The organism is Candidatus Hydrogenedentota bacterium, from assembly GCA_012730045.1.
Classification (GTDB): domain Bacteria; phylum Hydrogenedentota; class Hydrogenedentia; order Hydrogenedentales; family CAITNO01; genus JAAYBR01.
Window position 1 is genome coordinate 38992 of the sequence record JAAYBR010000047.1, and the last position, 17117, is coordinate 56108.

Below are 17117 nucleotides of genomic sequence, written 5' to 3' on the forward strand. Positions count from 1 at the left end.
GCAAGAAATGCGGAAAACCAAAGCGGGCGGCGCCGGTCTCCAGGCGGCCCTGTTTTGCGCCGGGAATTGCCGCGTCGGTCCGCGTGAGCCGGTGCGGTGTTGGACGGTGGCCCCGGAATTGGCTATACTTCGCGCGATTCTTCCATTCCGAGAGGCATTGCACGCGCGTCATGAGTCTTGTCCGTCTCGAAAACATCACCAAATCATATCTGGGACGCCCTGTCTTGGACGGGGTGAGCCTGCGCATTGAGCCGGGGGAGCGGGTGGGGCTCATCGGCCGGAACGGCACGGGGAAGTCCACGGTGTTCCGGGTGATCACGGGGGAGGTGGACCCGGATTCGGGGGTGGTGGAGCGGATGCGGCGGCTGCGGCTGGCGTGCCTGGAGCAGCTTCCGAGGGTGGCGGAGGAGAAGACGATCCAGGACATCGTGATGGAGAGTTTTCCGGAGATTCTGGAGCTGGAGGCGCGGCTGGCGCGGCTGGAGGAGCGCATGGCGGCGGAGGGGGACGCCCTGCTGGCGGAGTACAGCGACGCGCAGCACGCCTTCACGGCGATGGGGGGCTACGGGTTCCGGACGCGGGTGAAGCAGGTGCTCCAGGGGCTCGGCTTCCGGCCGGAGGAGTTCTCGCTGCCCTTCCGCGCCCTCAGCGGGGGGCAGCGCACGCGGCTGCGCCTGGCGCTGGCGCTGCTGCGCGACGCCGACCTGCTGCTGCTGGACGAGCCGGAGAACCATCTGGACGTGGAGGCCCGGGAGTGGCTGGAGTCGTACCTGACGAGCTGCCGCGAGGCCGTGATGATCATTTCGCACGACCGCCAGATGCTCAACAACGCGACCACCCGGATCGTCGAGGTGGAGCGGGGCCAGCTCTTCGACTACTCGGGGAACTACGCCTTCTACCACAAGCAGAAGGCGCTGGTGCGCGAGCAGTACCAGAAGGCCTACGAGCGGCAGGAGGACTTCATCCGCAAGGAGGAGGCCCTCATCGAGCGCTTCCGCTACAAGAACACCAAGGCGCGCCAGATGCAGAGCCGCCTCAAGCGGCTGGACAAGATGGAGCGCATCGAGGCCCCACCGCCGGAGGCGGACACGGCGGCCTTCCGCCTCGGCGAGGTGGAGCGCAGCGGCGAGGTGGTGCTGGACGTGCGCGACGCCGCCATGGCCTACGGCGACCTGACCCTGTACGACGGGATCAGCTTTACCGTGCGCCGGGGCGAGCGCGTGGGGATTGTCGGCCCGAACGGCGCGGGCAAGACGACGCTCCTGCGCCAGATCGCCGGGATGCACACGGGCACGGGCGGCGCGGTGACCCTGGGGCACAAGGTGTCGCTGTCCTTCTTCGAGCAGAACCACGACAACGTGAACCGGGCGAACGACATCCTCTCGGAGGTGCTTTCGGTGCGGCCCGACTTCACGCCGGAGCAGGCGCGCCGCTTTCTCGGCCGGCTGCTGTTCACGGGCGAGGACGTGTTCAAGCCCGTGTCCACCCTCAGCGGCGGCGAGCTGGCCCGCGTGGCCATGGCGAAGATGATCCTCGGCGGGGCCAACCTGCTGCTGCTCGACGAGCCGACGAACCACCTCGACATCGCGTCGCGCGAGGCGCTGGAGGGCGCGCTGGCCGCCTTCGGCGGGAGCATCCTGCTGGCCAGCCACGACCGCGCCCTGGTGGACGGGCTGGTGGAGAAGCTCGTCATCATCCGCGACGGCAGGGCCCGGGTCTTCCTGGGGAACTACGCGGACTTCCACCGCCAGTCCGGCCAGGCCGAGGAGGACGTCTCGGACAAGACGGCCGAAGAGGTTCTCCGCATCCGCCGCGTCGAGAAGGAGCGCGAGGCCAAGAAGACCCGCCTGCGCGAGGACCGGAAAGGCCAGAAGCGCCTCGCCAAGGTGGAGGCGGACATCGCGGCCATGGAGGCCCTGCTCGCGGACTACACGGGCAAGTTCGCCGCCCTGGACCCGGCGGATTTCACGGCGGCCCAGGCGCTCACGGACGAGTACAACGGCCTCAAGGAGGACCTCCGGGGGCTCTACGAGGAGTGGGAGGAGCTCGCCGGGTGATCCCCGGCGGCGGCGCGGCGTTGTGAACACCGGCCCAAACCGGTATAATGTCCATAAGGGGGACCCGGGGGGGCGGCGCAGTCTGCGCGCCCGCCGCAACGGGGCGTCCCCCGCGCGTACCAGGAATCAACGGAGCCCTTGGCTGATGCCCAAAATCACCCGAAAAAAGAAGACGGAAGACGTTCTGCTGCCCCTGCTGCCGCTGAAGGACGCGGTGGTGTTCCCCCGGATGACCGTGCCGCTGTTTGTGGGCCGCCCGGCCTCGCTGGCGGCGGTCGAGGAAAGCATCCGCACGGGCACGGCGCTCTTCCTCTGCACCCAGAAAAACGGCGAGGAGGAGGAGCCGAAGGCCGACGGAATGTACCGGGTGGGCACGGGCGCGAAAATCATCAACGCCCTGCGCATGCCCGACGGCTCCATGAAGATCGCGGTGGAGGGGCTCGGCCGCGGCCGGGTCCGGCGCTTCAACCTGCGCGGCGAGTCGTGGGAGGCGATGGTGGAGCAGGTGGAGTCGTCCGTTCCCAAGGGCATCGAGCTTGAGGGCAAGACGCGCGCCGTGCTCCACCAGTTCGAGGAGTACGTCCGCCTCACCCAGCGGATCGCCCCCGAAATCTTCATGGCCATCCAGGGGATGCAGGACCCCGACATGTTCGCGGACACGATCTGCGCCTTCCTGTTCGTGTCCACGGCGGAGCGGCAGGAGCTGCTGGAGTGCCTCGACGTGGGCGCCCGCCTCGACATGGCGGCGGTCTTCCTGGAGCGCGAGATAGACCTCGCCCGCATCGAGCAGAAGGTGCGCGGCCGCGTGCGCGAGCAGATGGAGCGGGGCCAGCGGTCCCACTATCTCCAGGAGCAGCTCAAGGCGATCCAGCAGGAGCTGGGGGTGCGCGACGAGAGCGGCGGCGAGGCCGCCGAGCTCCGCGAGATGGTTGAGAAGGCGGGGATGCCGGCCGAAATCGCCGAGCGCGCGGAGCGCGAGGTGGTCCGCTACGAGAAGCTCCCCTTCATGAGCCCCGAAAGCGCCGTGATCCGCGGCTATCTTGAGACCCTGTGCGAGCTGCCCTGGGCAAAGCGCACCAAGGACGCGCTCAACCTGAAGCGCGCCCGCAAAGTGCTCGACGAGGACCACTACGGGCTGGAGAAGGTGAAGGAGCGCATCCTGGAGTTCCTGGCGGTCCTCAAGCTCAGCAAAAACGCCAAGGGGCCGATCCTCTGCCTGGTGGGCCCCCCCGGCGTGGGCAAGACCTCCCTCGGCCAGTCCATCGCCCGCGCCATGGGCCGCAAGTTCATCCGCATTTCCCTGGGCGGCGTCCGCGACGAGGCGGAAATCCGCGGGCACCGGCGCACCTATATCGGCTCCATGCCCGGGCGCGTGATCCAGGGCATAAAGACCGTCGGCGTGCGGAACCCCGTGTTCATGCTGGACGAGATAGACAAGATGAGCATGGACTTCCGCGGCGACCCCTCGGCGGCGCTGCTGGAGGTGCTCGACCCGGCGCAGAACAAGAATTTCAGCGACCACTTCCTGGAGGTCGGCTTCGACCTGTCGGAGGTCTTCTTCATCACCACGGCGAACAGCGAGTATGACATCCCCCACGCCCTGCACGACCGCATGGAGATCGTGCGCATCCCCGGGTACACGCACGAGGAGAAGGCGCGCATCGCGCGGGGCTTCCTGATTCCCCGGCAGTTCGCGGAGAACGGCATTCCGGACGGGCTGGTCACCTTCGAGGACGCCGGGCTCGACGAGATCATCCAGCGGTACACCAAGGAGGCGGGGGTCCGCGAGCTGGAGCGCTCCATTGCGGGCATCTGCCGCAAGACCGCCCGCCGTGTCGTCGAGGAAAAGGCGCGCGGCCATGTCTCCGTGGACGCCAAAGTCGTCGGGGACCTTCTGGGGCCGCCCATCTATTCCGCGGTGCACCCCGAGGCCGTGGCCGAGCCGGGCGTCGCCGTGGGCATGGCGTGGACCCAGGCGGGGGGCGACATTCTCCGCATTGAGACCAGCGTCATGTCCGGCAAGGGGGGCCTCGCCCTCACGGGGCAGCTGGGCGAGGTGATGAAGGAGTCGGCCGCCGCCGCCTACACCTACCTGCGCGCGAACACGAAGGCGCTGGGGGTTCCGGCGGACTTCCACAAGAAATACGACCTCCACGTCCACGTGCCCGAGGGCGCCATCCCCAAGGACGGGCCCTCCGCAGGCGTCGCCATTCTGGTGTCCATGATGTCCGCCCTGGTGAACCGCGCCCCCGCGGACGCCCTGTCCATGACCGGTGAAATCACCCTGCGCGGCCGGGTGCTGCCCGTTGGCGGCGTCAAGGAAAAGGTGCTCGCCGCGCGCCGCGCGGGCATCCGCACCATCATCCTCCCCAGGGACAACGAGAAAGACTTCCCCGACCTGCCCGCCGAGGTTCTCAAGGAGGTCCGCTTCGTGCTCGTGGACAACGTCAACGACGCGCTGAAGGCCGCGTTTCCCGCCGCGCCGGCCAAACGCCGCGCCGCGAAGCCCCGGAAAGCCTCTTGAAGATCACCAGCGCCACATTTCTGAAAAGCGCCTCCCTGCCGGAGCACTTTCCCGGCGACGGCCGCCCCGAGGTGGCCTTCGTGGGAAGGTCCAACGTGGGCAAATCCTCCCTGCTCAACACCCTGCTCCGCCGCAAGGGGCTGGCCAAGACGAGCAGCGCCCCCGGAAAGACGCGGCTGGTCAATTTCTTCGACGTGAACGGCCGCTTCTACTACGTGGATCTTCCGGGCTACGGTTTCGCCAAGGCCCCCAAGTCCATGCGTGACGAATGGGTGGTCCTCATGCGCGACTATCTGGGCGGGCGCGAGTCCCTGAGACTGGCCGCCCTGCTGCTGGACATCCGGCACAAGCCCTCCGCCCAGGACGCCGAAATGGTGGAGATGCTCGAATCCTACGAGCGCCCGACCGTCCTCGTGGCCACCAAGGCGGACAAGCTGTCCCGCAACCAGCAGGGCGCCGGCGTGGCCGCCATCCGCCGCGAGCTGGGCCTGGACCGCGAAGCCCTGATCATCCCGTTCTCCTCCGAGACGGGGCAGGGCCGCCGCGAACTGCTCGCCGTCATCGGCGACGTGTTCGGCGCCCCCCCCGCGCAGGGGGAGGAGGACTAGAAGGGCGTCACCTCCAGGGTGCAGCCCTGGCTTTCCGGGGTGAATTCCGCGCGCGCCGCGCCCGGGCCGCGCCGCCGGATGTTTCCTGTGACATTCACCGCGCCCTTTTCGCCCTGGTCCTCCTCCGTCTTGAGCGCCGCGCGGTCCAGGCAGTCATACACGGCGCAATCCACAAACTCCACGCCGCCGTGCCGCCGGGTGATGCTGTCCCGGTTGAGCGAGAGGACCAGGGGCCACCACGGGTGCTTTTCCGTGGAGCGCGTCGCCGTGTTGCGGAAATTGCATCCGCTGAAGCGCACCAGCGCGGCCTCCGCCGATTTGTCGTAGACGTAGGCGCCGCCGTTCCGGGTGTTCTCGACCGTGCAGTTGCGGAACTCGATCAGGCCGGAGGGGCCGTCGTCGCCCACCGCCCCCACGCCGATGCCCTGGTCGTTCCCGCTGCGCACATGGCAGTTTTCAAAGAGGATGGAGAGGGGTTCGGAGGTCTTGCGGAGCGGCTTGAGGTACACGAGGATGCCCGCGCCCCAGTTGTTGGCCATGACGCAGTTGCGCACCGTCACGTTCACGAGGCACTCGTTCGCGCTGTTGGGCTCCAGGTCTATCCCCGCCTGCGGCGCCGTGCCTTTGGTCCCGAAAAAGCGGCAGTTCTCAATCAGCAGGTTCTTCGCGCTGATCACGCTGATGCCCTGGCGGTGGTGGTTCCAGCACAGCACGTCCCGGATGACCACCTCCTCGCAGCGGGGGAGCGCCTCCGTCGCGCCGAGGTAGATGCCGTCGCCGCCGCTGTTCTCCAGCGACAGGCCCTCCACGCGGATGTTGCGGCACCCGGAGAAGGTCAGCGTGGTCCGCCATTCGGCCTTCTCATAGGCGTCGGACTGGTAGTCCGCCTTGCGCATCCGCAGCCGCGCGCCGTACCCGCGCACGGTGATGTTCTGCGCGTCCTTCGCGGAGAAGAGGCTGTCGCCCCCGCCCTTGAACTCCCCGGGCTTGGCGAGCACCACCACGCCCGGCTCGAAGACCAGCTCCAGGTTTCCCCGCAGGCGGACGGGGCGGATCACCCAGGGCGCGCCGGTGTACGGCACCACGATCCGGGCCGCCCCCGAATCCACCGCGGCCTGGAGGGACTCCGTGGCGTCGGCGGGATCAAATCCCCACCACGACGCTGCCGCCTCCGTCCGTTGACCGGCGGCCACTTCGGCGATCCTGGCCTCATCCCGAGGCAGGGCGCCTTCTCCGGCGGCGGCGGCTCCCGCCGCGGCGGCCAGAATCAGGCACAGCGTGACAGCGGCACATTCCCGTGTTCTCTTCATGACATGCTCCCTTCCGGTGCTCAGGGTTTCCAGAGGTTTCCCGCGCCGGGGATGCCCGGCGATTCCTTTTCACGCGCCAGTTCCGCCAGTCGGCCTGCGGCGCACAGATGCAGGCGCAGGTTCGGCAGCTCCGCGACAGGGACGAACACCGCCTCCGCCACCCGCGCGTCGTCCCCCGTGGCGCGGGGCGCCCCGGAGAGGATCTCCGCGCGGAACACCAACTGCACCACGTGCCGCGCGCCGTCCGGGGACACCGCCTCCTCGAAGGACACCAGCGGGCCGGGCGCGACCTGCAGCCCGGTCTCCTCCCGCAGTTCGCGGTGCAGGGCGTCGGCCAGGGTTTCCCCCCGGTCCACCCCGCCGCCGGGCAGGAGCCAGCGTGTCTCGCCGTCTTTCACATGGCGCACCAGCAGAACGCGGTCGTCCCGGATGACCAGCGCCGCGACGCGCAGCCTGGGTCCGTCCGCGCTCATGCCCCGCTTCCTTCGCCGATCTCCGCCCACTCGGCGAAGCGTCCGGCAGCGCCCGACTCCACCTCGGCGTCCACGAGCACATCGTTTCCCTCGTACCGGATTTCCAGAATGCGGGCGCGCGCGCGCAACTGGGACAGGACGGCGGCCCGGTTCTGCGGCACCCGCAGCCGGAGCAGCGTGCGCCCCCGCCGCAACTGGTCCTGGGTCATCTCAAGCAGTGCGCGGAGGCCGTCGCCCCGCAGGGCGGAAACGACCGCGTGCGGCGCCCGGTCCGTTGTCAGGCCCGCCAGCAGGCCCTCATCGAGGAGGTCGGCCTTGTTGTACACCTTGACAAAGGGGATGGCCGCCGCGCCGATTTCCTCCAGCACATTGCGCACCGTCCGCAGGTGCTCCTCCATGGCCGGATGCGACGCATCGAGGACCAGGAGGAGCAGGTCCGCCTCGTTGACAGCCTCCAGCGTGGCTCGGAACGCGGCGACCAGGGTGTGGGGAAGCCGCCGCACGAAGCCCACGGTGTCGGCGAACAGGGCCTCGCCGCCGCCGGGCAGGGAGCAGCGCCGCACCAGGGGGTCGAGGGTGGCGAAAAGTTTGTCCTCCGCCAGGGCGTCCGCGCCCGTGAGGGCGTTGAGCAGCGACGATTTCCCGGCGTTGGTGTACCCGACGAGGGCCACCGTGGGGATGCCCTGGGCCGTCCGCCGGTCCCGCTGGATGCGCCGGTGCTTCCGCACCTCCTCCAGTTCGGCCTTCAGCCGGGTGATCCGTTCCCGGATGACCCGGCGGTCCACCTCCAGTTTCTGCTCGCCCGGCCCGCGCACGCCGATGCCGCCCTGCTGCCGCATGATGGAGCCCCGTCCCGTGAGGCGCGGCAGGAGGTACTGAAGCTGGGCAAGCTCGACCTGCATGCGGCCCTCGCGCGTCTGCGCGCGCCCGGCGAAGATGTCCAGAATCAGCTGCGTGCGGTCCACGATCTTGACACCAAGCGCTTTTTCCAGCTTGACGCCCTGCGCCGCGCCCAGGTCCGCATCGAAAAGGACCGTCTCCGCGCCGAGTTCCCCGATCGCCGCCTTGATGGACTCCAGTTTCCCGCCGCCGATGTAGGTGGCCGGGTCGGGGCTGGAGCGGTGCTGTTCGAACGTGCAGACGATGTCGGCCCCGGCGGTCCGCGCGAGCTCCCGCAACTCGTGCAGGGCCTCCTCGGCCTCCGCGGGGCTTTCCTGCGACAGGACAACGCGCACGGCGACGGCCTTTTCAATGACCGGGGGGTGCGGAATGTCCACCATCCTGCTGTCCTGCCCGGTTTCGTGGCCCTCGGTGTGCATAATTGACTCCCATCTCGGCAAAATGCGAGTATAACACGTCAGGCGGCGCATCCCCGACGGTCATGAGGGGGGTGGAAGTGCCTTGGCGAGTCAGGAGGTCTGCTTTGGCATCGGAAAACGCAACCAGAATTGTGTCCTGCAAGCACTGCGGACAGCGCATGCGCGTCCCCCAGGTCGCCACGGCGCGTTTCTTCAAGTGCCCGAAGTGCGGCGGACTCATTCCCGCAAGCGACACGGGCCACCCGGACGCGATGGAGGAGGGCGGCGGTGGGGACCAGTCTCCCGGCGCCAAGGTTTCTGACCCGCTCATGCAGCTTTTCCGCCAGTCCGGCAAGGTGGCCCCGGAGCATGTGGAGGAGGCGCTGGCCGTCAAGACGGCCCAGGGGGGCAAGCTCTACGAAATCCTGATACGTCTGGGACATCTGAAGGCCGAGGACCTGCACAGCCTTCTCTCCCGGCAGCCGGGCATCGCGGCGGTCCATCTGGCGAACATCGCCATGGACCGGGACATGGTCAACCTGCTGCCGCACGAGATCGCCCTGCGCAATTTCGCCTTTCCCATTGACCGCCTCGGGAAGCTGATGACCGCCGCCATGGTTTGTCCGCTGGACATGGAGGCCATTGCGGAAATCCAGAACCACACGGGGCTGAGCGTCAAGCCCGTGCTCTGCTCCCTGGACGATTTCTACCAGGTGGTGGAAAAGTACTACCACATCAAGCGGAATCCCGACGGCGTGACGGGCGTGTCTTCTGCCTCCGGAAGCGCCAAGGCTGCGGCCGGGGCCCCTGCGGCGCCGGCGCAGGCGCCGCCGGCGCAGGGGGAAAAGGCCGCGCCCGCAAAAGAAGCCGCTGCGAGGGAGGAGGCCGCCCCGCCCCCCGCGCCGGTCGAGGCGCCGCCCTCCATCGCAGACCGGATGGAACAGTTGGATCAGCTTGAAATCTCGCCCCGTGTCGCCACGCAGATATCCTCTCTTGTCGGCTACGGCAGGGAGGGGCTGCGCAAAATGAGCGAACTGGCCCCCTGGTCCCCCCCGCTGGTCGCCACCCTGCTCTCCGCCGCCAACAGCGCGGCCTACGGGATGCCGGGCATGGTGGACAACCTGGCCCTGGCCACGGCCCTGCTCGGGGACCAGGGCGTGGGCCTGCTTTGCTCCAACATGCGCGAGGCGAACCCGCAGACAGAGAAGCAGATGGCTATTGTCGCCCGTCATTCCCGCCAAACGGGAAACGTGGCGGCCCTCCTCGCGGCGGCCTGTGAACGCTCCGTGCCCAGCATCGTTCAGAGCGCCGGATACCTGCATTCCCTGGGAAGTTTCGCGCTGGCGATTCTGGAGCCGGAGGAGTCCAAGAAGATAGACCGGCGTCTTGTCGGCGCCTCGCGCACCCTGGCAGAACAGCAGGTGTTCGGTGTCGGGGGGGACGAGTTGGGCGCGCGCCTGCTGGTGCTGTGGCGCATTCCCCCGATCATCTCAGAGTGCGTGCGCCTGTACACGCACCCCGAGGAGGCGGGGGATTATCAGGACATGGCCTGCCTGCTCCTGGCCGCCTCGTTGTCCGTGGGGCCGGACGGCGCCTTTAACGAGGACATCAGCGACGCGGGCCTGAATGCCCTGTATTCCCTGGGGCTGTCCGCCGAACAGGCCCAGACCGCCGTGGCGGAAACGGCCTGAAACAGCCCACATCTTCGGAGGGTGTCCCATGTCGGTGGACAATGCGCTCAAGTTCCTCGCCCTGGCCAGGAGAAGCCCCGGGGTGCGGCGAAGGCTCGCCAAGTTCACCGGCAGGGAGGCGTTGGCCGGGCTGGTGGCGGTGGCGGGGGAAAGAGGCCTCGTCTTCTCGGAGGAGGAATACCGGCAGGCCGTGGTGCGGTCGGCGGCCGGGGAACTCGACACGGACTCCCTGAACGGCGTGCTGGATGAGATAGGGCTCGGCGGCATCCCGGAGGTTCGGGACTAGTCGCGCGCGGTGCGGGTCACAGGTTGGCGCTGAAGAAGTTCGCGATGAGGGAGGGGCAGCCGTCGCAGCCGGAGCATATCCGGTGGATGGATTCGTCCACGGCATGGGGCAGGCTGGGGTCGCGCACCACGTCATGCAGCCGTTCGCGGAGCGCGTTCCCCATCCGGTACTGCTCCAGCCCGTCCACCAGTCCGCAGGTGAAAAGCTCGCCCGCCGCGTTCACGTAGATCATCCGGGCAGGACCCTGGCAGCGGGGCCGCCCGCCGTCCTCCTCCTGCGGGTTCGCCGTCCACAGGACAAACCCCTGATCCTCCAGGGGCTTCAGTTTTGCCAGCGACTCGCGGCGCACCAGCAGGCGGAGCCGGTCCCCGTCCAGCCCCTTGAGGCGCGCCGCCTCTTCGGGCGTGACATCGTCCTCCACCAGATGAAGGCCGACCATCATGCCGTGGGCTTCCTGCGCCCATCGGCAGAGCTCCCAGACATCCTCGTGGCGGGAAAGGTGCGTGGTCAGGGACAACACCACCCAGCAAGCTCCGAGAGAGGCGGCCTCGTCGAGAACGTTCAGCCAGTCCTGGAGCGTCAGCCTTTGGGACTCATGGCCGCCGGCCGGGCTTTCACCGATGCCCTGCGGGCAGACGCACACCCAGAGGTACGTCACCTGGCGCCTGCTCTCGCCCCCCTCTTTGCAGCACTCCTTGAGCCGTTTCCGCACATCGCGCGTCAGGGCGAACAGCTCCTTGGTTCCGCCCGCGGCCTCAGGGCCGCCTTTCCCGGTCTTACCGCACTTGCTCACAGGCATACCTCGAAGTTCTGGTTTTTTGCAGGGACCGAATCATAGGGGTCTTCCCGGCGCAAATGCAACAACGAAGCGGGGGAAAGGCCGTCTTTTCCACGCTTTGGAACATCACGGGAACCCCGTTTCTTCCCGGAAACCGGTCTAAAAGGTGGATTCTTCGCCGTCCTTTCCCGCTCCGCCCCCCCCCAAACGTCCGCAGACTCCTGTGCTTTTTTGTCCACGCTGTGCGCGCTGTTCCGGGGTGTGGTAAGATTGGGCGTCAGCACATAGCGTCCGGCGGCAGGGCTTTCCCGTCGGACGGTTTACGCATGGCTTTTTCCCTGCCGTGCGCGCCGGGTAATGCGCCTGTCCTTTCCGCGTGATACGGGAGTTCAATATCTGCGCGGCCTACGGCATGCCTCCCTCGAGTGGACGTCGGACGGCCGCCGTGAGAACACCCACCTGCTGAGGATGAGGTTCACGCGCCAACTTTCGGCCCGCACGCGCAGGGTTCTTCTTTTTGGGGGGAGGGCGGAGTGTGGGGGGGAAGGGCTAGAAGTCCTTCATGACATCGCCGGTGTCCTCATACCAGACCGTGACGACGATGATGGGCTCGTTGCCGCGCCCGTCGTGGTGGATGTCCGTGCCAAAACACTGGCACACATAGGCCGGCTTGATCTTTGCCCGTTTCATCCACTCGTTAATCTGCTGGTCCATCTGCTGCAGGCCGCCGATGCTCACCTTGCCGATAAAACTCTGCACTTTCATCATTGCGCTTCCCCTCTCTGCTTGGTTGACCATTCCGCATCCCAGGCTGAAGGCGGCCGGCTCTTCCGGCCTCGCGTCTGCGTCACTCATCGCACTTCTCTTTATCAGCAAGCCGGGAACAGCCACACTGCTCCCGAACCCGGCGTCCGCCGTTCCTATTCCAGACCCCGCTCCAGCGCCCGGCGCATGACATCCACCGGCGCGGGAAGCCCGGTCCACAGCTCATACTGAAGCACCGCCTGATGCAGCAGCATCGCCATGCCCTCTATGGTAGCACACCCGGCCATCAGCGCGTCCTGCAACAAACGCGTGCGGCGCGGCCGGTACACCATGTCAAACACCGCGTGCTGCGGGCGGAGACGTTCCGGCGGCACGCAGCTCGCCCCCACGTCGTGCCCGTGCATTCCCAGGGGGGTCCCGTTGATGATCACATCGTGGGTGGCCAGCGCCTCGTCCAGCTCGAAGACGAGGGACCCGTCGCCCACGTCCACGCCCTCCGCAGCGCGGCGAAGGTCCGCGGCCAGGGCCACCGCCTTCTCCCGGCTTCGTCCCAGAATGGTGACGCGCTCCGGCCCCGCCTCGGCCGCGGCGAAGGCCACCGCCCGCACCGCGCCGCCCGCCCCGAGGAACAGCACGCGCCGGCCGGCCAGGGAGACGCCCGCCTCGGCCAGGGCGCGCAGCGCCCCCGTGCCGTCCGTGACCGAGCCGCGCAGCACGCCGTTCTCGTTGGTCACCGTGTTGACGCAGCCCACCCGCTGAGCCATCGCGTCCACCTCGTCCAGGCACGCCATCGCCCGCACCTTGTGCGGGATGGTCACGCTGAGTCCGCGGAAGGACGGTGCCGCCCGCATTCCCGAGAGAAAGGCGGGAACATCCTCCACGTCAAAGGCGAGATAGGCAAAGTTCAGCCCCGCCGCGCGGAACGCGGCGTTGTGCATGGCCGGGGAGAGGGAGTGCGCCACCGGGTGGCCGATGACCGCGCAGAGCCGTGTTTCCGTGGTGATTTCGAACGCCTCGGCCATGCCGCGCCCCTCTCAGCCCGGAGGCCAGGTGAAATCCCGGCCGCCCAGCAGGTGCAGGTGAAGATGGAACACTTCCTGGTTGGCGGCCTTTCCGCAGTTGATCACCATGCGGTAGCCGCCCTCGGCGATCCCCAGCTGGCGGGCGACCTTGTTGGCGCAGAGCACCAGCCCCCCCAGCAGCGCCTCGTCGGCCTCCTTCGCGTCGCTCACCTTGGGGAGCGGCTTCTTGGGGAGCACCAGCACATGGGTTGGCGACGCGGGGTCGATGTCGTGGAAGGCGAAATACCGGTCGTCCTCGTACACCTTGTCGCAGGGAATCTCCCCGCGGATGATCCTTCCGAAAATGGTGTCTTCAGCCATGAAACCGCTCCTTGTTGGACGGGGAAACACCGCCCGCCGCCTGTTCTATACCCAGACTACCATTCCGCGTTCCCGCCTTCAAGGAAAGGCCAGCCGGGCACCGAGCTGCCCCGCCGCGTTCAGGGCGAGCGTGGCCAGCACTGCGGAAGCCGCCTCGGTCCGCAGAACCAGCGGCCCAAGACTCACCCGGAGGGCCCCCTGTGCGGTGATTAGACCGCGCTCCCGCCCCGTGAAGTCCCCCTCTGGCCCCGCCAGCAGCAGCACGCGGGTCGTTTCGGGGGGCAGCAGAACCGCCCCGTCCGCGCCGCTGTCCAGATCGGCGGCCACCACCGCGCCCGTTTCCTCCGACAGGAGGGCGTCCAGAGAGTCCCAGGCGCGCAGCAACGGCAGGGTGTCCCGGCCGCACTGTTTGCACGACTCCACGGTGTGCCTCTGCCAGCGCTCCACGGCGCCCGGCGCCCGCTGGCTTCGGTCAGCCCGCCAGAAGTGGAACCCCGCCACGCCCAGCTCCGTGCCCCGGCAGACGATTTCATCCACCACCTTGTCCCGGTGCGGCCAGGCCGGTGCCAGAAAAACGGCGACAGCCGGGGCTTCCCGCCGGGTCATCCGCTCCAGGGCCACCACGGCCTCCGCGCGGCTTCCCCGCAGGAAGACGCCCGCGCCCGCCAGCCCGCGGCCGTCAAACACCTCCACCGGGTCGCCGGCCCGCAGCCGGAGCACGGACACGGCATGGCGCGCCTCCGCATCGGGGAGGGAGAGTTCCCCCCCGGCGGCGGCGTCCATACCGGGGCAGTAGAAGCGGTGCGTGTGGGGCATGGGGAAAGGATAGCAGACCGGGAAGGCCGCTTCATCCTTTCGCGGCCCCGCCGCTGGCCGGAGGGGCGGGCATGCCGCTATACTTCCCCCATGGCGAAGGAACGGCTGGACATGCTGGTGCAGGCGAGGTTCGGGTTGACCCGCGCGCGGGCGCAGGGGGTCATCCAGGCCGGACAGGTGTGTCTTCCCGACGGCCTCACGCTGGACAAGCCCGGCGCGCGCTACCCGGACGACACCCCGCTCGTGCTTCGGGAGCCCCCGCGCTTCGTCAGCCGGGGCGGCGACAAGCTGGAGGGCGCCTTTGAGGCCTTCGGCCTCGATGTGGCGGGGAAGACCGCGATGGACGTCGGTGCGTCCACGGGCGGGTTCACCGACTGCATGCTCCAGCACGGGGCGGCGAGGGTGTACGCCGTGGACGTGGGCTACGGCCAGCTCGCCTGGAAACTGCGGCAGGACCCCCGGGTGGTGGTTTTGGAGCGATGCAACATCCGCTATCTGGAGCCGGAGCGGCTGGAAGAGCCCCCTGTCTTCTTCACCATAGACTGCTCGTTCATTTCCCTCAAGCTCGTGCTGCCCGCCACCCTCCGCCTGATGGGCCCCGATCCGGAGGGGGTCGCCCTGATCAAACCGCAGTTCGAGGCGGGCCGCAGCCGGGTGGGGAAGGGGGGCGTGGTCCGCGACGGGGCCGTCCATGCGGAGGTGGTGGAGGACGTGCGCGCGGCGGCGGCGGCGCTGGGATTCCGGGACGTGGATGTGGTACCGTCTCCGTTGCTGGGCCCCTCGGGGAACCGCGAGTTTCTGGCGCGGCTCCACCGGTTTTCAGCGCCCCCCGACACGCCCGGCGGAGTATCCTAAACGCCCCATGCTGGACGCCCTGCACATACAAAACTACGCCCTGATTGACCGGCTGGAGGTGGCGCTTTCCCCGGGATTCAACGCCCTCACCGGCGAGACCGGCGCGGGCAAGTCCATTGTGGTCGGCGCGCTGAACCTCGTGCTGGGCGCGCGCGCCTCGGCCGACCTGGTCCGCGCCGGCGCCGACGCGGCCCGGGTGGAGGCGGCGTTCTCCCTCGACCGGCCCTCCGCGCGCCTGCGAGCCCTGCTCGCGGAGCACGACATCCCCCTGGAGGACGGCGTCCTTATCCTGGCGCGCACGGTCCTGCCCGACGGCAGGAGCAAGGCCTTCGCGGGCGGGCGCATGGTGCCCGTCGCGGTGCTGGCCGCCCTCGGCGACGAGCTGGTGGACCTCCACGGACAGCACGAGCACCAGTCCCTCCTGCGCCCCGACCTCCAGCGGGAGGTGCTCGACGCCTACGCGGGCGCGGGCCCTCAGGCGGAGGCGCTGGCGGAGAAGGTGGCCGCGCTCAACGCGCTGGCCCGCGAGATCGCGGCCGTGGAGTCGAACGACCGGGACACCGCCCGGCGCATGGATTTTCTGCGCCATGAGATCGCGGAGATTGACGCCGCGGGGCTCCAGCCCGGCGAGGAGGAGGAGCTGAGGAACCGCCTGAACCGCATCATCCACGCGGAGAAACTGCGCGGGCTGTCCGAGTCCGCCTATGCCGCCCTCTACGAGGGCGAGGCGCCCTCCGTCGTGGACCTGCTGGACCGCGCCCTGTCCGGCATCGCGGAGTTGGGGGGGATCAGCGCGGAGTTTCTGGAGCTGTCCGCGCCCCTGCAAGACGCGCGCGCGCAGGTGGAGGCCGTGGCGGAGACCCTGCGCGGCAACCTCTCCGACGCCGAGTACGACCCGGCGGAGCTGGACGCGCTCCACCGCAGGCAGGGGATGATCAACGACCTGAAGCGGAAATACGGCGCGGACATCGCCGAAATCCTGGCCTACCGGGACCGGGCCGCCGCCGAACTGGCCGGGTACGACTCCCGGGACGCGCGGCTCGCGGAGATGCGCGGACAGGAGGCGCGCCTGCGCGGCGAGGCGACGGAGGCGGCGAACGCCCTGTCCGCCCTCCGCCGAAAGGCGGCCGCCGCCCTGGACAAGAAGATCGCGGAGACCCTGCGCGACCTGGACATGAAGGGCGCGCGCTTCGAGACGCGGTTCACGGACATCCCGCTGTGCGCCCACGGCGTGGACGGCGTGGAGTTTCTCCTTTCGGCCAACGCGGGGGAGAAGCCGAAACCCCTGCGCGCCGTGGCCTCGGGCGGCGAGATGTCCCGGATCATGCTGGCGCTCAAGTCGGTCTTCGCGGGGATGGACCGCATCCCCACGCTGGTCTTTGACGAGATAGACGCCGGCGTCGGCGGCGTGGTCGCGCGGCGCGTGGCGGAGAAGATGGCGGCGCTGGCGGCGTCGCACCAGGTGCTGTGCATCAGCCACCTGCCGCAGATCGCCGCCGCCGCGGAGGCGCATTACCGGGTGGAGAAACAGGTCCGCAGGGGCGTCACGGCGACTGCCGTGGCGCGCGTGGACGGCGAGGCGCGGGAGCGGGAGCTGGCCAGACTGCTGGACGGGTCGCTTTCCGACGTTTCCCTGGAGCACGCGCGCGCGCTGCTGCGGGACATGGGATCAAAGAAGTAAAGGAGTCATGGCATGGACTGCAGCAGGATCAAGATCGGCGTCATGGGGTCTGCGGGCGGAAAAATGGACCCGGAGATTGAGGAGCGGTGCCGCACCCTGGGCCGGGCCATCGCGGAGGAGGGGTGCGCCATCCTCACCGGCGGATGTCCGGGCCTTCCCCACCAGGCCGTCATCGGCTGCAAGCTTTCCGGCGGGCTCACCATCGGCGTATCCCCGGCCCTCAGCGTGCGCGAGCATGTGGACCACTACGGCAGCCCCACGGACCACATTGACGTCATGATCTACACCGGCGCGGGCCTCATGGGGCGCGAGATCGTCGGCGTGCGCAGCTGCGACATCATCATCATCGTCGGCGGGCGCTCCGGCACCCTCGGCGAGTTCGCCATCGCCTACGACGAGGGCCGCATGATCGGCGTGCTCACCGGCACCGGCGGTTTTGCGGACCATGTGGACGACATCCTCCCGGTGATCGAGAAGCCGACGGGATCGCGCCTGTTCTTCTCCGCGGACCCGGTGGACCTCATCCGGAAATGCGTGGCCTCGTTCCGGGAGAACCCGCCGGTCATCCGCGAGCGCGAGGCCGCCGGGTAAGA

The 17117-nt window shown here is 68.7% G+C and carries 16 protein-coding genes and 1 other RNA gene; 9 read left to right on the forward strand and 8 right to left on the reverse strand.

Translation table 11 applies throughout. From position 1 onward, the window contains the following. Positions 1–170: 170 nt before the first annotated feature. The 3 genes from GXY15_04860 (at position 171) to GXY15_04870 (ending at position 5189) form a co-directional block, all read left to right on the forward strand. Positions 171–2057 carry an ABC-F family ATP-binding cassette domain-containing protein gene (locus tag GXY15_04860; protein ID NLV40543.1) on the forward strand — a complete coding sequence of 629 codons (1887 nt, stop codon included), beginning with the start codon at positions 171–173 and terminating at the stop codon, positions 2055–2057. Positions 2058–2202: 145 nt separating this feature from the next. Continuing rightward, entirely contained in the window at positions 2203–4581 is a 2379-nt protein-coding gene (gene lon / locus GXY15_04865) for an endopeptidase La (protein ID NLV40544.1), read from the forward strand. Next, positions 4578–5189: a YihA family ribosome biogenesis GTP-binding protein gene (locus tag GXY15_04870; GenBank protein ID NLV40545.1), complete on the forward strand. Its 612-nt coding sequence runs from the start codon at positions 4578–4580 to the stop codon at positions 5187–5189. Before lon ends, GXY15_04870 begins: the two co-directional genes overlap by 4 nt. On the opposite strand, the gene GXY15_04875 is transcribed toward GXY15_04870, so the two are convergent. The 3 genes from GXY15_04875 to hflX are packed head-to-tail and all read right to left on the reverse strand — an operon-like array spanning position 5186 to position 8291. Then, a complete protein-coding gene (locus GXY15_04875) occupies positions 5186–6499 on the reverse strand; it encodes a hypothetical protein (protein NLV40546.1) in 1314 nt (437 codons plus the stop codon). The two genes, GXY15_04870 and GXY15_04875, sit on opposite strands and share 4 nt — an antisense overlap. A 20-nt stretch (positions 6500–6519) precedes the next feature. Further along, entirely contained in the window at positions 6520–6972 is a 453-nt protein-coding gene (locus GXY15_04880) for an NUDIX domain-containing protein (protein ID NLV40547.1), read from the reverse strand. Further along, a complete protein-coding gene (hflX, locus tag GXY15_04885) occupies positions 6969–8291 on the reverse strand; it encodes a GTPase HflX (GenBank protein ID NLV40548.1) in 1323 nt (440 codons plus the stop codon). The genes GXY15_04880 and hflX overlap by 4 nt, the downstream gene beginning before the upstream one ends. A gap of 158 nt (positions 8292–8449) precedes the next feature. Between hflX and GXY15_04890 the strand changes: the two genes are divergently transcribed. Then, a complete protein-coding gene (locus tag GXY15_04890) occupies positions 8450–9961 on the forward strand; it encodes an HDOD domain-containing protein (protein ID NLV40549.1) in 1512 nt (503 codons plus the stop codon). Positions 9962–9989: 28 nt separating this feature from the next. After that, positions 9990–10247, forward strand: coding sequence for a Nif11 family protein (locus GXY15_04895; GenBank protein ID NLV40550.1), 258 nt, complete (start codon positions 9990–9992; stop codon positions 10245–10247). Positions 10248–10263: 16 nt separating this feature from the next. Here GXY15_04895 and GXY15_04900 read toward each other — a convergent pair whose 3' ends face one another. Beyond that, positions 10264–11040 (reverse strand): hypothetical protein, encoded by a 777-nt coding sequence (locus GXY15_04900; GenBank protein ID NLV40551.1) that lies wholly within the window; start codon positions 11038–11040, stop codon positions 10264–10266. A 317-nt stretch (positions 11041–11357) separates the two neighbouring features. Here GXY15_04900 and ssrS point away from each other — a divergent pair. After that, positions 11358–11538: non-coding RNA, 6S RNA (gene ssrS, locus GXY15_04905), on the forward strand. A gap of 36 nt (positions 11539–11574) precedes the next feature. Here ssrS and GXY15_04910 read toward each other — a convergent pair. The 4 genes from GXY15_04910 to GXY15_04925 form a co-directional block, all read right to left on the reverse strand. Further along, entirely contained in the window at positions 11575–11793 is a 219-nt protein-coding gene (locus tag GXY15_04910; GenBank protein ID NLV40552.1) for a hypothetical protein, read from the reverse strand. 152 nt (positions 11794–11945) lie between these two features. After that, positions 11946–12812 (reverse strand): shikimate dehydrogenase, encoded by an 867-nt coding sequence (locus GXY15_04915; protein NLV40553.1) that lies wholly within the window; start codon positions 12810–12812, stop codon positions 11946–11948. 12 nt (positions 12813–12824) lie between these two features. Continuing rightward, the gene (locus GXY15_04920) at positions 12825–13172 is read right to left on the reverse strand and encodes a histidine triad nucleotide-binding protein (protein NLV40554.1); all 348 of its coding nucleotides are present in this window, start codon (positions 13170–13172) and stop codon (positions 12825–12827) included. A 78-nt stretch (positions 13173–13250) separates the two neighbouring features. Next, positions 13251–13988 (reverse strand): 16S rRNA (uracil(1498)-N(3))-methyltransferase, encoded by a 738-nt coding sequence (locus tag GXY15_04925; protein ID NLV40555.1) that lies wholly within the window; start codon positions 13986–13988, stop codon positions 13251–13253. 90 nt (positions 13989–14078) lie between these two features. Here GXY15_04925 and GXY15_04930 point away from each other — a divergent pair, with 90 nt between their 5' ends. Genes GXY15_04930 through GXY15_04940 form a run of 3 tightly spaced genes read left to right on the forward strand, consistent with a single transcriptional unit; the run spans position 14079 to position 17115 of the window. Further along, complete coding sequence (locus GXY15_04930; protein NLV40556.1) at positions 14079–14843, forward strand: TlyA family RNA methyltransferase; 765 nt, start codon at positions 14079–14081, stop codon at positions 14841–14843. A 7-nt stretch (positions 14844–14850) separates the two neighbouring features. Continuing rightward, the gene (gene recN / locus GXY15_04935) at positions 14851–16524 is read left to right on the forward strand and encodes a DNA repair protein RecN (GenBank protein ID NLV40557.1); all 1674 of its coding nucleotides are present in this window, start codon (positions 14851–14853) and stop codon (positions 16522–16524) included. A 12-nt stretch (positions 16525–16536) separates the two neighbouring features. Then, complete coding sequence (locus tag GXY15_04940; protein NLV40558.1) at positions 16537–17115, forward strand: hypothetical protein; 579 nt, start codon at positions 16537–16539, stop codon at positions 17113–17115. Positions 17116–17117 lie beyond the last annotated feature (2 nt).